Origin of the sequence: Streptomyces sp. NPDC102462, from assembly GCF_044765425.1 — a bacterium.
In the GTDB taxonomy this organism is placed as follows: Bacteria; Actinomycetota; Actinomycetes; order Streptomycetales; family Streptomycetaceae; genus Streptomyces.
This window is the reverse complement of the sequence record NZ_JBIWKB010000018.1, coordinates 55,913-68,446: the sequence shown is the minus strand read 5'-3', so window position 1 is coordinate 68,446 and position 12,534 is coordinate 55,913. Positions and strand designations below refer to the sequence as shown.

12 protein-coding genes are annotated in these 12,534 nt (G+C 71.7%); all 12 read left to right on the top strand.

Annotated elements, in window-relative coordinates; translation table 11 throughout:
- Positions 1-119: 119 nt before the first annotated feature.
- The 12 genes from ACIRFL_RS17860 to ACIRFL_RS17805 all read left to right on the top strand — a co-directional run bounded on the left by ACIRFL_RS17860 (position 120) and on the right by ACIRFL_RS17805 (position 12,505).
- Positions 120-527, top strand: coding sequence for an NADH-quinone oxidoreductase subunit A (locus tag ACIRFL_RS17860; protein WP_404029342.1), 408 nt, complete (start codon positions 120-122; stop codon positions 525-527).
- A complete protein-coding gene (locus ACIRFL_RS17855) occupies positions 518-1,141 on the top strand; it encodes an NADH-quinone oxidoreductase subunit B (RefSeq protein ID WP_404029340.1) in 624 nt (207 codons plus the stop codon). The genes ACIRFL_RS17860 and ACIRFL_RS17855 overlap by 10 nt, the downstream gene beginning before the upstream one ends.
- On the top strand, positions 1,138-3,114 hold the full coding sequence (locus ACIRFL_RS17850; protein ID WP_404029338.1) for an NADH-quinone oxidoreductase subunit C: 1,977 nt from the start codon (positions 1,138-1,140) through the stop codon (positions 3,112-3,114). The genes ACIRFL_RS17855 and ACIRFL_RS17850 overlap by 4 nt, the downstream gene beginning before the upstream one ends.
- Positions 3,111-4,079 (top strand): NADH-quinone oxidoreductase subunit H, encoded by a 969-nt coding sequence (locus ACIRFL_RS17845; protein WP_404029336.1) that lies wholly within the window; start codon positions 3,111-3,113, stop codon positions 4,077-4,079. Before ACIRFL_RS17850 ends, ACIRFL_RS17845 begins: the two co-directional genes overlap by 4 nt.
- Before the next feature lie 2 nt (positions 4,080-4,081).
- Positions 4,082-4,633: an NADH-quinone oxidoreductase subunit I gene (locus ACIRFL_RS17840; protein WP_351735809.1), complete on the top strand. Its 552-nt coding sequence runs from the start codon at positions 4,082-4,084 to the stop codon at positions 4,631-4,633.
- Positions 4,630-5,241, top strand: coding sequence for an NADH-quinone oxidoreductase subunit J (locus ACIRFL_RS17835; protein WP_404029334.1), 612 nt, complete (start codon positions 4,630-4,632; stop codon positions 5,239-5,241). Before ACIRFL_RS17840 ends, ACIRFL_RS17835 begins: the two co-directional genes overlap by 4 nt.
- The gene (gene nuoK / locus ACIRFL_RS17830; RefSeq protein WP_404029332.1) at positions 5,241-5,621 is read left to right on the top strand and encodes an NADH-quinone oxidoreductase subunit NuoK; all 381 of its coding nucleotides are present in this window, start codon (positions 5,241-5,243) and stop codon (positions 5,619-5,621) included. Before ACIRFL_RS17835 ends, nuoK begins: the two co-directional genes overlap by 1 nt.
- Positions 5,618-7,612: an NADH-quinone oxidoreductase subunit L gene (locus tag ACIRFL_RS17825; RefSeq protein WP_404029330.1), complete on the top strand. Its 1,995-nt coding sequence runs from the start codon at positions 5,618-5,620 to the stop codon at positions 7,610-7,612. Before nuoK ends, ACIRFL_RS17825 begins: the two co-directional genes overlap by 4 nt.
- A gap of 6 nt (positions 7,613-7,618) precedes the next feature.
- Positions 7,619-9,244, top strand: coding sequence for a NuoM family protein (locus ACIRFL_RS17820; protein ID WP_404029328.1), 1,626 nt, complete (start codon positions 7,619-7,621; stop codon positions 9,242-9,244).
- The gene (locus ACIRFL_RS17815) at positions 9,241-10,764 is read left to right on the top strand and encodes an NADH-quinone oxidoreductase subunit N (protein WP_404029326.1); all 1,524 of its coding nucleotides are present in this window, start codon (positions 9,241-9,243) and stop codon (positions 10,762-10,764) included. Before ACIRFL_RS17820 ends, ACIRFL_RS17815 begins: the two co-directional genes overlap by 4 nt.
- A gap of 241 nt (positions 10,765-11,005) precedes the next feature.
- Complete coding sequence (htpX, locus tag ACIRFL_RS17810) at positions 11,006-11,869, top strand: zinc metalloprotease HtpX (RefSeq protein ID WP_404029324.1); 864 nt, start codon at positions 11,006-11,008, stop codon at positions 11,867-11,869.
- A 123-nt stretch (positions 11,870-11,992) separates the two neighbouring features.
- The gene (locus tag ACIRFL_RS17805) at positions 11,993-12,505 is read left to right on the top strand and encodes a DUF2231 domain-containing protein (RefSeq protein ID WP_404029322.1); all 513 of its coding nucleotides are present in this window, start codon (positions 11,993-11,995) and stop codon (positions 12,503-12,505) included.
- Positions 12,506-12,534 lie beyond the last annotated feature (29 nt).

The window sequence follows — 12,534 nt, the reverse complement described above, 5'->3', positions numbered from 1 at the left end:
TGCTTACCGTCTCTTTATCAGGGCCTAGACTCCCGTGCGTACAGGTCGTCGAATCGTGTCGCGTCACAGGATTCACCAAGGCACTCAGGTCAACCTGGTCAGGGAGCGAGGGACGGACGTTGCGGGAGACGTTGGGGGACTCGACCGCCGTCGTCGCGGCGGACTACTTCCGGTCCTATTCGGTCGTGGGACTGCTGGCACTGCTGGGCGTGCTCTTCGTCGGGGTCGCCTTCGGCGCCGGCCGGCTGCTGCGCCCCGTCGTCCCCACACCCGAGAAACTGCTCACGTACGAGTGCGGCGTCGACCCTGTCGGCGAGGGCTGGGCCCACACCCAGGTCCGCTACTACGTGTACGCCTTCCTCTACGTGATCTTCGCCGTCGACTCGGTCTTCCTGTTCCCCTGGGCGACCGTCTTCGCCGACCACGGATACGGCGGGACCACGCTCGTCGAGATGTTCGTCTTCCTCGGCTTCCTCGCCGTGGGCCTGCTGTACGCACACAAGAAGGGCGTCCTGACATGGACGTGACCCGCACCAACCCCGAGCCCGTGCTGCTCCCCGAGCCCGGGCGTCCCCCCGCCGAAGGCAGCGGGCGGCTCGGCGCACTCGCGCGCCTTGCCCCGGAACCGATGAAGATCGTCCTGAACTGGGGCCGCCGCTACTCGCTCTGGGTCTTCAACTTCGGCCTCGCCTGCTGCGCGATCGAGTTCATCGCCGCGTCGATGGCCCGCCACGACTTCATCCGCCTCGGCGTCATCCCGTTCGCGCCGGGCCCCCGCCAGGCCGACCTGATGGTCGTCTCCGGCACGGTCACGGACAAGATGGCACCCGCGGTGAAGCGGCTGTACGAGCAGATGCCCGAGCCGAAGTACGTCATCTCCTTCGGCGCCTGCTCCAACTGCGGCGGCCCCTACTGGGACTCCTACTCCGTCACCAAGGGCGTCGACCAGATCATCCCCGTGGACGTCTACGTACCCGGCTGCCCGCCCCGCCCCGAGGCGCTGCTCCAGGGCATCCTCAAGCTCCAGGAGAAGATCGCCGGGGAGTCGCTGGGGGAGCGCTACGAGGCCGGGCGGCCGTCCACCGCCGCCCTGCAGAGCGGCCTGGTCCGCCCGCCGTCCGCGGAGGGAGGCGCGCGATGACCGCCGTCGGCTGGCTCCCCGCCCCCGTCGAGGAGATCTTCGGCCCCGAGGCCACGGCGCAGGAGTCCTACGGAGTCCTCACCGTCGACGTGCCGCCCCAGTCCTGGATCCCCGCGCTTGAGACCGCCCGCACGACCCTGACCTGCACCTACTTCGACTGGCTGAGCGCGGTCGACGAGCCCGGCACGGGCTTCAGGGTGTCCGCGCACGTCGTCGCCCTGGCCCCGGTGCGGCGCCTGCTGCTCCGCACGACCGTTCCCCACGAGGCGCCGGCGCTGGCCTCCGCCGTCGGTGTCTACGCCGGCGCCGCCTGGCACGAGCGCGAGACGCACGAAATGTTCGGCGTCCGCTTCGAAGGCCACCCCGGCCTGCAGCACCTCCTGCTCCCCGAGACCTTCGAGGGCCATCCCCTGCGCAAGGATTTCGTCCTCGCCGCCCGTGTCGCCAAGGCGTGGCCGGGCGCGAAGGAACCGGGCGAGTCCGACCACGGCGGCCCCAAGCGCCGCCAGATGCTTCCCCCAGGCGTCCCCGACCCCAACGAATGGGGCCCCCTGAAGGGCCAACTCCCCCCGGCTCCGACCCGCCCGACCCGCCGCACCCGCACCACAACGCAAGCCTCCGCCACACCACCCCGCCGGGCCCGCACGGCAGCGGGGGGCTCCGCAAGCCAGACGGATACGGCTGGTCCCGGCGGGCCGGGCGCGGCGGAGGGTCCCGCGGGTCAGACAGGTGCGGCCGCCCCTCGCCGCTCGCGTACGGCGGCGGAGGGTTCCGCGAGCCAGACAGGGGTGGCTGCATCCGGCGGGTCGGGTGCGGCGGTGGAGGGTTCCGTCGGCCAGACCGCGGGCGCGGCGGCGGCCGAGGGGGCGGTGCCGCCGGAGGCAGCCGCACCCGGTGCGGTTAGCGCCGCCTCGGAAGGAGCAGCTGCTCGGGGAACCGAGCGCGCCACCCCGACCACCCCGCGCCGCGCACGCAGCGCGAGCCAGGGATCTGCCTCCCAACGGGCGGCGCAGGCACCGCAGTCAGAGCAGGCACCGCAGGCTGAGCAGGCCGAAGTAACAGAGCAGGCGGCGCAGGCGGCGCAGGCTGAGCGGGCCGAGGCGGTGGACCGGGCTGAACAGGCGGGGCAGGCGCCGGAGGCGTCGGGTACGGCCGGACCGGCCGACACCGCGGCAACGGCGAAGCCGTGGGCGCCCGCGGGTCCCCGCCGCTCGCGCAGCGCGTCGGAGGGGTCCGCCGCACAGCGCGCCGATGCGCAGGCCGAGGCGGGGCAGGAACCCACAGCACCCGACACGGCCACCCGGCGCCCCGCCCGACCCACAGCGCCCCGCAGCTCGGACGCGCCCTGGCACCACGCCCGCCCCGCCTTCGACGAACCGCAACAACCCGGGCCCCCGCAAGCGGAACCCCACCTCACCGAGGCCACCCCGCAAACCCCGCAGAAGGGCGAGGTCGCGGGACCGGACAAGAACGGCCCAGCCCCCGAAGCTGAGGAGAACGGCGGCGCTCGCGAGGCTGAGGAGACGACCCCGGGGACGGAAACGCGTCCGGTGTCCGAATCCGGCCGGGCGTCCCAGGCACCGCCGGACACCGACACCCATTCCAACGCCAACAGCGGCGCTCGCGAATCCGCGACCGACAAGGCGGCGGCCCAGGAGGCGGCGCCCGAAGGCCCCCGGTCCGAGCGGGCGGAGTCAGAGGGGCCGGCCTCCAAGGAGTCCGCGTCCGAGGCGCCCCGGCCCGGGGGAGCGGCGTCTGAGGAGCCCGGGTCCGACCAAGGTGCGCCTCAGACGCCCGGGGCCGCGGAACCCGGCCGCGAGGAGCCGGCCCCCGGGGAATCGGCCTCCGGGGAATCGGCCTCTTCGGACGAGCCGCCCACGGCCGGTCCGGCCACCGGCGCCGGCGCCCCTGCCCCCGACGTTCCCGATCCTGACGACCCCGCCCCCGACACCCCCATAGGAGGCCCGCAGTGAACGGCGTGCTGGACGTCGCCCTGCGACTCCTCGTCGTGTTCGTCGTCTTCCTCACCTTCCCCCTGATCGTCGGTCAGACCGAGCACAAGGTGATGGCGCACATGCAGGGCCGCCTCGGCCCGATGTACGCCGGCGGCTTCCACGGCTGGGCCCAACTCATCGCGGACGGCGTCAAGTTCGCGCAGAAGGAGGACGTCGTCCCGAACGGCGCCGACCGCCGTATCTTCCAGCTCGCCCCGGCCGTCGCCCTCCTCCCGTATCTGCTCGTCCTGCTCGCCATCCCGATCGGCCCCGGGGAGGGCGCGGTCGGCCAGGTCCTCGACGCGGGCGTCTTCTTCGTCCTCGCCGTGATGGGCGTCGGCGTCCTCGGCTCGCTCATGGCGGGCTGGGCCAGCGCCAACAAGTTCTCCCTTCTCGGCGGCCTGCGTACCGCCGCTCAACTCCTCGCCTACGAACTCCCGATGCTGCTCGCCGCCGCCTCCGTGGCGATGGCGGCCGGCACGGTCTCCCTCCCCGGCATCCTCGACGCCTTCGAGTGGTGGTGGCTGCCCTGGCAGATCGTCGGCGCGCTCGTCTTCTTCGTCGCCGGCCTCGCCGAACTGCAGCGCCCGCCCTTCGACATGCCCGTCGCCGACTCGGAGATCATCTTCGGCGCGTACACCGAGTACACCGGCCTGCGCTTCGCCCTGTTCCTGCTCGCCGAGTACGCCGGAATCATCGTCCTGTGCGGTCTGACCACCGTCCTGTTCCTGGGCGGCTGGCACGGCCCGTGGGGCGCCGACGGCCTCGGCTGGGTCTGGACCCTGCTGAAGACGGCGCTCCTCGCCTTCGTGGTCATCTGGCTCCGCGTCACCTACCCGCGGCTGCGCGAGGACCAGCTCCAGAAGTTCTCCTGGACCCTCCTCGTCCCCCTTTCCCTCGCCCAGATCGCCCTCACCGGCATCGTCAAGGTGGTGATCCAGTAGCCATGGCCCCCATCCCCGGCAGCGGCCTCGCCAAGGGCCTGGCCGTCACCCTGCGCACGATGACGAAGAAGACCGTCACCGAGCAGTACCCCGACGTCCAGCCCGATCTGCCGCCCCGCACCCGCGGTGTCATCGGCCTGTTCGAGGAGAACTGCACGGTCTGCATGCTGTGCGCCCGCGAGTGCCCCGACTGGTGCATCTACATCGACTCCCACAAGGAGACGATCCCGGCCGCCACCCCCGGCGGACGCGACCGCAGCCGCAACGTCCTCGACCGCTTCGCCATCGACTTCTCCCTGTGCATGTACTGCGGTATCTGCATCGAGGTCTGCCCCTTCGACGCGCTGTTCTGGTCCCCGGAGTTCGAGTACGCCGAGACCGACATCCGCGAACTCACCCACGAACGCGACAAGCTCCGCGAGTGGATGTGGACCGTCCCGGCCCCGCCCGCCCTCGACGCCGGCGCGGAGGAACCCAAGGAGATCGCCGCCGCCCGCAAGACCGCCGAGAAGCTGGCCGCCGCCCAGGCCGAGCCCCAGGAGGGGGACACATGAGCCTCGCCGCCCCGACCCATGGCTTCCTGTCCCCGACGGGTGTCGAGATCGCCTTCCTCCTCGTCGGCCTGGTCACCTTCGGCGCCGCGCTCGTGACCGTCACCACCCGGCAACTGGTGCACGCCGCCCTGTGGCTGGTGGTCACCCTCGGCGGCCTCGCCGTCGAATACCTCCTGCTCACCGCCGAGTTCATCGCCTGGGTGCAGGTCCTCATCTACGTCGGTTCCGTCGTCGTCCTCCTCCTGTTCGGTCTGATGCTCACCAAGGCCCCCATCGGCCGCTCCCCGGACGCGGACTCCGGCAACCGCTGGGCCGCCCTGACCGTGGCCGTCGCCGCCGCGGCCGCCCTGGTCTGGGTGGTCATCGATGCCTTCCGCTCCACCTGGATCGACCTGGACGGTGCCGCCGCCGGAACGACGAAGGTCACCGGCGAAAGCCTCTTCCGGCACTGGGTCCTCCCCTTCGAGGCCCTGTCCGTCCTCCTCCTCGCCGCCCTGGTCGGCGCGATCGTCCTGTCCCGCAAGGCGAAGGCGGACGCGGCCGGCCCGCAGGTCCCCGGCGCCCGCGGCGGCCGGGCCGCCGCCGAGGAAGCCGAAGGAGTCCGCTGATGCACCTCGCCTATCCCGTCGTGCTCTCCGCCCTCCTGTTCTGCACCGGCCTGTACGGCGTCCTCGCCCGCCGCAACGCGATCCTGGTCCTGATGTCGGTCGAGCTGATGCTCAACGCCGTCAACCTCAACCTGGTCGCCTTCGACGTCTGGCTCAGCAAGGCCGCCGCGGAGACCCTGCACTCCGGCCAGGCCCTGGCCCTGTTCACCATCGCCATCGCCGCCGCCGAGATCGGTATCGGCCTGGCGATCGTCCTCGCCGTCTACCGCAACCGCGGCACCTCCGACATCGACCGGCTCCGCGACACCGCCGAGGGCCACGAGAGCGACGGACCCGACCGCGGCGACCCCGCCGCCGAGAAGGCTGAGGCCACCGCGTGACCACGACCACCCTCGCCGTCCTCGTCCCCCTCCTGCCGTTCCTGGGCGCCGCGGCCGGGCTGCTGCTCGGCCGCACGGCCCCCGGCTTCGTCCGTCCGCTCGCCGTCCTGCCGACCCTCGCCTCCCTGCTGCTGGCGTTCCTGGTCGCCGTGCGGCAGGGCGGCGGCGACGCCATCGACTCCGCCACCGAGCTGACGCCCACCGGCTCGGTCCCGATCGAACTCGCCCTGCACATCGACGGCTTCGCCGCCCTCGTCGCCCTCCTGGTCGGCTTCGTCGCCACCTGCGTGCAGGTCTACTCGACCGGCTATCTGCGCGACGACCCGCGCTATCCCTCCTACGCCGCCCTCGTCTCCCTGTTCACCTCCGCGATGTTCCTGGTCGTCTACTCCGGCGACCTGATCGTGCTGCTGGTCGGCTGGGAAGTCATGGGCATCTGCTCCTACTTCCTGGTCGGCCACTACTGGGAGACCCCGGAGGCCCGCGCCGCCTCCCTCAAGGCATTCCTCGTCACCAAGCTCGGTGACGTGCCTTTCCTGATCGGCCTGTTCGCCCTCGCCACCGACGCCGGGTCCTTCCGCATCACCCGAGTCCTCGACGCCGTGGCGAGCGGCGGACTCGACCACCCGACCGTGATCGCCCTGCTGCTCCTCGCGGGCGTGGCCGGCAAGTCGGCGCAGTTCCCGCTGCACACCTGGCTCCCCGACGCGATGGCGGGCCCCACGCCCGTCTCCGCGCTGATCCACGCCGCGACGATGGTCGCCGCCGGTGTCTACTTCGTCGCACGTCTCCTCCCCGTCTTCCAGGCATCCACGGCCGCGATGATCGTCCTCGCCGTCATGGCCGCCGTCACCATGGCCGGCTCGGCGCTCGCCGCGCTCGCCCAGGACGACATCAAACGCGTCCTCGCCTACTCCACGATCGGCCAACTCGGCTATATGACCGGCGCCCTGGCCGTCGGCGACCGCGGTGCCGCCGTCTTCCACCTCCTGTCCCACGGCGCCTTCAAGGCGCTGCTGTTCCTCGCCGCCGGCGTGATCATCCACGCCGCCGGCACCAACTCACTGGCCGCCATGTCCCGCATGAGCCGGCTGCGTGACCGCGTCCCCGACGCGTACTGGACGACGACCGTGGCGCTCCTCGCGCTCGCCGCGATCCCGCCCTTCAGCGGCTTCTTCTCCAAGGAGTCCGTCCTCGGCGCGGCGGAGCACGTCGCCACCGGCCACACCGAGCACGCCCCCGGCGGCGCGGGCTGGATCGTCCTGCTCGCCGGACTGCTGACCGCCCTCCTCACCGCCGCGTACGCGACCCGTCTGTGGCTGCTCGCCTTCCGCGGCCGGGGAACCGAGGCCCCGGACCACGGCCGTCAGCCGCTCACCATGACCGTCGTGCTGTGGGTGCTCGCCATCCCGTCACTCGCCTTCGGCGGCTTCGTGTTCCGGCTGCTGCCCGACTGGTTCGGCGGTGGCAGCCTGGCCCCGACCCTCACCACCTCGGTGCTCGGCACGGGCCTCGCCCTGGTGGGCGGGCTGGTCACCTACGGTGCCTGGCAGCGCACCACCGCCTTGGCCGCGCGCACCCCGATGGGGGCGGTCGCCGCCCATCCCGAGGCTGACGCCGCACTGGTCGAGGCGGAGGCCATCGCCAGCCATCGGCCCGCCTACGGCGACGTGGCCTACGCCCCCGATCCGGCCGACCCCGGACGGCTGCTGCTCGGCCCGCTCCACCGGCCCGCCGCCACCGGCTTCCACCTGGATGCCGTGTACGCGGCGCTGTTCGTCCGACCGGTCCAGGCCGGAGCGAGTCTTGTCCGGTTCCTCGACCGCGAGGTCGTCGACACCTACGTACGCGGCGCGGCGGCGCTGCCCCGGCTGCTCGGGGCCGCCGTACGGCGCGCCCAGACCGGCAACGTACAGACCTATGTGAGCGCGCTGCTCGCCGGCACCGTCGTCCTGGCGGTCGCCGTCCTCCTCGTCGCCACGGGAGCGTGAGCAGGCGTGATCGATATCAACGAGTCCGTGATGCAGTTCCTTCTGGCGTTCGTCGTCGTCGGCCCGCTCCTCGGCGCCGCCGCGGCTCTGCTGCCCGCGCCGCCCGGGCTGAAGGGGAAGTCGCCCGAGCAGGCCGTGCTGCGCCACGGCGTGACCGTGACCGGCGCCATCCTCGCCGCCACGATCGTCCTCGCGCTCGGCTTCGACCACGACCATCCGTCGAAGATGCAGGCCACGACCGACATCAGCTGGATCCCCGCTCTCGACGTGCGGATCCACCTCGGCGTCGACGGCATCTCTCTCCCCCTTCTGGTCCTGACCGCGCTGCTGACCTTCCTCTGCGCGCTCTACTCCTACTTCAAGATGCCTGCGGGTCCGTCCCCGAAGGCGTTTGTCGCCCTGGTGCTCCTGCTGGAGTCCGGCACTCTCGCCACCTTCGCGGTCCTCGACCTGCTGCTCTTCTTCCTCGCCTTCGAGATGGTGCTCATCCCGATGTACTTCCTCATCGCCCGCTGGGGCGGCGAGGGGCGGACCCAGGCCGCCTGGAAGTTCATCCTGTTCACGCTGCTCGGGTCCGTCGTCATGCTGCTCGGCCTGCTCCTGATCGGAATCAAGGCGGGCACGTTCGACATGATGGCACTCGCCACTGACAACGGCCGGTCGCTGACCACATCCGTGCAGGTCATCGCCGTTTTGGCGGTGGGAGTCGGGCTCGCGGTCAAGACGCCGATGTGGCCGCTGCACAGCTGGCTGCCGGACGCCCACACCGCCGCGCCGACCGTCGGCTCGGTCCTGCTGGCCGGTGTCCTGCTGAAGATGGGTACGTATGGGTTCGTCCGGATTCTGCTGCCGGCGGCGCCCGACGGCTTCCGCACCTTCGCCCCCTACCTCGCCGCCTTCGCCGTCGTCGGGATCATCTACGGATCCTTGGCCTGCCTGGCCCTTGCCAAGCAGGGCGCGAAGGGAGACCTCAAGCGGCTCATCGCCTACTCCTCCGTCGGCCACATGGGCTTCGTCCTGCTCGGCATCGCCACGATGACCCCGACCGGCGTCAACGGCGCACTGTTCGCCAACATCGCCCACGGCCTGATCACCGGCCTCCTCTTCTTCCTGGTCGGCGCGGTCAAGGAGCGCACGGGCAGCACCGACCTCGACGCCCTTTCCCTCCCGTCGTCCGGCCGCCCCTCGTCGAACGGCTCCGCCGCCCCGCGTGAACTTCCGGCCGGCGCCGCGCTGTACGGCAAGGCACCGCGGCTCGGCGGCCTGCTGGCCTTCGCCGCGGTCGCCTCCCTCGGCCTGCCCGGACTGGCCGGGTTCTGGGGCGAGATGCTGGCCCTGTTCGGCGCGTTCCGTCCCGCGCCCGGCCTCAGCCGTCCCGCGTTCCTCACGTTCATGGCCATCGCCGCGTTCGGCACGCTGCTGACGGCCGCGTACCTGCTCATCGTGGTCCGCCGCGTCTGCATGGGCCCCGTACCGCAGCAGGCCCCGAAGCTCGCCGACGTCCACACATACGAGTTCGCGGCCTGGACGCCGCTCGTCGCCCTCACCGTCGTGGCCGGACTGTGGCCGAAGGCACTTCTCGGGCTGACCGACCCGGCCGTGCAGCAACTCCTCGCAGGAGGCACCCGATGAGCCACCCGGCCCAGCCCCTGGCCGAGTCGCTGGTCCAGTCCGTCGACTGGCTCGCGATCGCCCCGCCCACCGTCGCGGCGGTCGTCGGCCTCGGCGTTCTCGTCGCCGACCTGTTCGTGCCCGACGCGAAGAAGGCCGTACTCGGCTGGTGCGCGGTGGCCGGCCTCGCCGTCTCCGCCCTCCTGCTGCTGCCCCTCCTCGACGCCGACCGCAGCACCTTCTGCCAGACCGACGACCCGCGGCTGTGCAGCTACACGGCCGACCGGTTCACCCTCGTCATCCAGTTCCTCGTCCTCGGCGGCGCCCTCCTGGCCGCCCTGCTGTCGGTGACCGCACTCAAGGACGGACGCAGGAGACTCCCCGAAGGGGAGTTCTGGTTCCTGCTGCTCTCCTCCGCCGCGGGCGCCGCCCTGCTGCCCGCCTCCCGGGACCTCGCCACCCTCGTCGTGGCCCTGGAGGTCGCCTCGTTGCCCGCGTTCGCCCTCGTCGGCATCCGGCACGGCGACCGCAGGTCCTCGGAGGCCGCCCTGAAGTTCTTCCTGTCCTCGGTCACCGCCACCGCGGTCAGCCTGCTGGGCATCAGCTTCGTGTACGCCACCACGGGCACCCTCTACCTCACCGGGATCGCCGACCGCATCCAGCACGTCGACGGACAGCTCCACACGCTCGCCCAGACCGGCGTCGTCCTCACCCTGGTCGGCTTCGCCTTCAAGACCGCCGCCGTGCCCTTCCACTTCTGGGTGCCCGACACCTACGTGGGAGCGCCCCTGCCCGTCGCTGCCTATCTGTCGGTCGTCGGCAAGGCCGTCGGCTTCTCCGGCCTCATCCTCGTCACCGTCGTCGCCTTCCCCTCGTACGCCGACGCCTGGGGCCCCGCCCTCGCCGCGCTGGCCGCCCTCACCATGACCGTCGGCAACGTCGGTGCCCTGCGCCAGCAAGCCACGCGTGCGTACAGCGCGGTACGGCTGCTCGCCTGGTCCTCCGTCGGCCAGGCCGGTTACCTCCTGGTCCCCATCGCCGCCGCCGGATACTCCGCGGACGCCCGCAAATCGATCGGGTCCACGGTCGCCTACGCCCTCATGTACGCCGCCGTGAACCTCGGCGCCTTCGCCGTCGCCGCCCTGGTGGGCCGCACGAGGGCGCTCAACCGCGTCAGCGACTACCGCGGCCTGTACGCCTCGAACCCCATGACCGCCCTGCTCCTGGCCTTCTTCCTGCTGTGCCTCGCGGGGCTGCCGCCGGGCGTCATCGGCCTCTTCGCGAAGGTCACCGTCTTCTCGGCCGCCGTCGACGCGGGCCTCGGCTGGCTGGCCGTCGTCATGGCCGTCAACGTGGTCATCGCGCTCGTCTACTACCTCCAGTGGACGGCGCTGCTGTTCCGTGCCCCCGAGCAGGAGCCCGCGCGGCACCGGGTCCCCGCCCCCCTGACGGCAGCCATCGCCCTCACCGGAGCCCTCGGTATCGCCCTGTCCGGGGCGCCCCAACTCGTCCTCCGCTTCGCCGGCACCGGCCTGTTCTGAGCACCCCGCACCCGCGCGCGGACGAGCCGCACCGCGCACGCGTGCCCACCGCAGCGGGCGCCGTCACCCGGACGGCCTACCCGCGGCGCCGCCCTCACAAGGGAACTCGTGGCCCTCGCCTGGCGTTGACCATTACGGGAGGGTCCACTGGACGTGACACCACGGCACCAGTGGCTTCGCAGATCAGCAAGCACACCAGCAAGCAAAGGGTTCCCCTGCTGCACGATTTGGAGGGCGTACCGTGCACCGCCGGCACAACGGGCTCAGGACCGCAGTACTCCTCGGGGGACTGTCCGCACTCATCATCGTCATCGGCAGCTTCTTCGGCCGTACGGGCCTGATCGTCGCGGTGCTGATCGCTCTCGGCACGAACGCCTACGCGTACTGGAACAGCGACAAGCTGGCGCTACGCGCGATGCGTGCCCGCCCGGTGAGCGAGTTCGAAGCCCCGGCCCTCTACCGCATGGTCCGCGAGCTGTCCACGCAGGCCCGTCAGCCCATGCCCCGCCTCTACATCTCACCCACGGAGGCGCCGAACGCGTTCGCGACGGGCCGCAACCCCCGCAACGCCGCCGTGTGCTGCACCGAAGGCATCCTGCGCATCCTGGACGAGCGCGAGTTGCGCGGCGTCATCGGCCACGAGCTGAGCCACGTCTACAACCGGGACATCCTCATCTCGTCGGTCGCCGGCGCCCTCGCCTCGGTGATCATGTTCCTGGTCAACTTCGCCTGGCTGATCCCGATCGGCCGTTCCAACGACGACGAGGGCCCGGGCCTGCTGGGCATGCTGCTGATCATGATCCTGGGCCCGCTCGCCGCGAGCCTCATCCAACTGGCCATCAGCAGATCCAGGGAGTACGAGGCGGACGCCTCCGGAGCCCAGCTCACCGGCGACCCGGTCGCCCTCGCCAACGCCCTGCGCAAGCTCGACGCCGGCACCAAGCAACTGCCCCTGCCGCCCGAGCCGAGGATCGAGACCGCGAGCCACATGATGATCGCGAACCCGTTCCGCCCGGGTCAGGGACTGTCCAGGATGTTCTCGACGCACCCGCCCATGGCCGACCGTATCGCCCGACTCGAAAGGATGGCGGGCCGCAACCGCTGACGACCGTCCTGAACACCGTCTGACCCGTCCTGAGCGGCGTCCCTTCTCCTCGTCCCGCCTCAGAGGAAACTGAGAGACTGCTGTGCCAGGCTGGCGCGCCCCACCACGCTGAGGAGCGCCCCGATGGGTCTGATCAACGGCTTGCCCGCCCATGTCCTGCTGGTTCACATGGTCGTCGTGCTGGTACCGCTCACCGCGCTGGCTTTGGTGGCGGCCGCGCTGTGGCCGAGCGCGGCTCGGCGGCTGGGCCCGCTGCTGCCGCTTCTGGCCCTGGTCGCCCTGGTCAGCGTCCCATTGACCACACAGGCCGGCGAGTGGCTGGAACGGCACGTGAACAACGACGCGCTGGTACGGCGGCACACCGAGATGGGTGATGGGCTGCTGCCCTGGGTCCTGGGCCTGTTCGTGCTGGCCGCGGTCGTGTGGTGGGCGGCAAGGAGCGCCCCGGCCGAGCCTGGGCGAGCCGGCCGTATGCGCTGGTCGGCCCCGCCCGTCCGGATCGTCGTGGGAGTCCTTTCACTGGCCGTCGCGGTGGGAGCGGTGGTGGACGTCTACCGGATCGGCGACTCCGGAGCGAAGGCCGCCTGGCACGACGCGGTCTCCAAGACGGCGACGGCGCCGGACGACGGCTCCTGACCTGCGACGGGCCCACACACACTGGGCCC

Coding starts and splice junctions, on each gene's coding strand:
- ACIRFL_RS17855 (WP_404029340.1), top strand. CDS start 518: ATGGACGTGACCCGCACCAACCCCGAGCCCGTGCTGCTCCCCGAGCCC.
- ACIRFL_RS17835 (WP_404029334.1), top strand. CDS start 4,630: ATGAGCCTCGCCGCCCCGACCCATGGCTTCCTGTCCCCGACGGGTGTC.
- ACIRFL_RS17840 (WP_351735809.1), top strand. CDS start 4,082: ATGGCCCCCATCCCCGGCAGCGGCCTCGCCAAGGGCCTGGCCGTCACC.
- ACIRFL_RS17805 (WP_404029322.1), top strand. CDS start 11,993: ATGGGTCTGATCAACGGCTTGCCCGCCCATGTCCTGCTGGTTCACATG.
- ACIRFL_RS17850 (WP_404029338.1), top strand. CDS start 1,138: ATGACCGCCGTCGGCTGGCTCCCCGCCCCCGTCGAGGAGATCTTCGGC.
- ACIRFL_RS17815 (WP_404029326.1), top strand. CDS start 9,241: ATGAGCCACCCGGCCCAGCCCCTGGCCGAGTCGCTGGTCCAGTCCGTC.
- nuoK (WP_404029332.1), top strand. CDS start 5,241: ATGCACCTCGCCTATCCCGTCGTGCTCTCCGCCCTCCTGTTCTGCACC.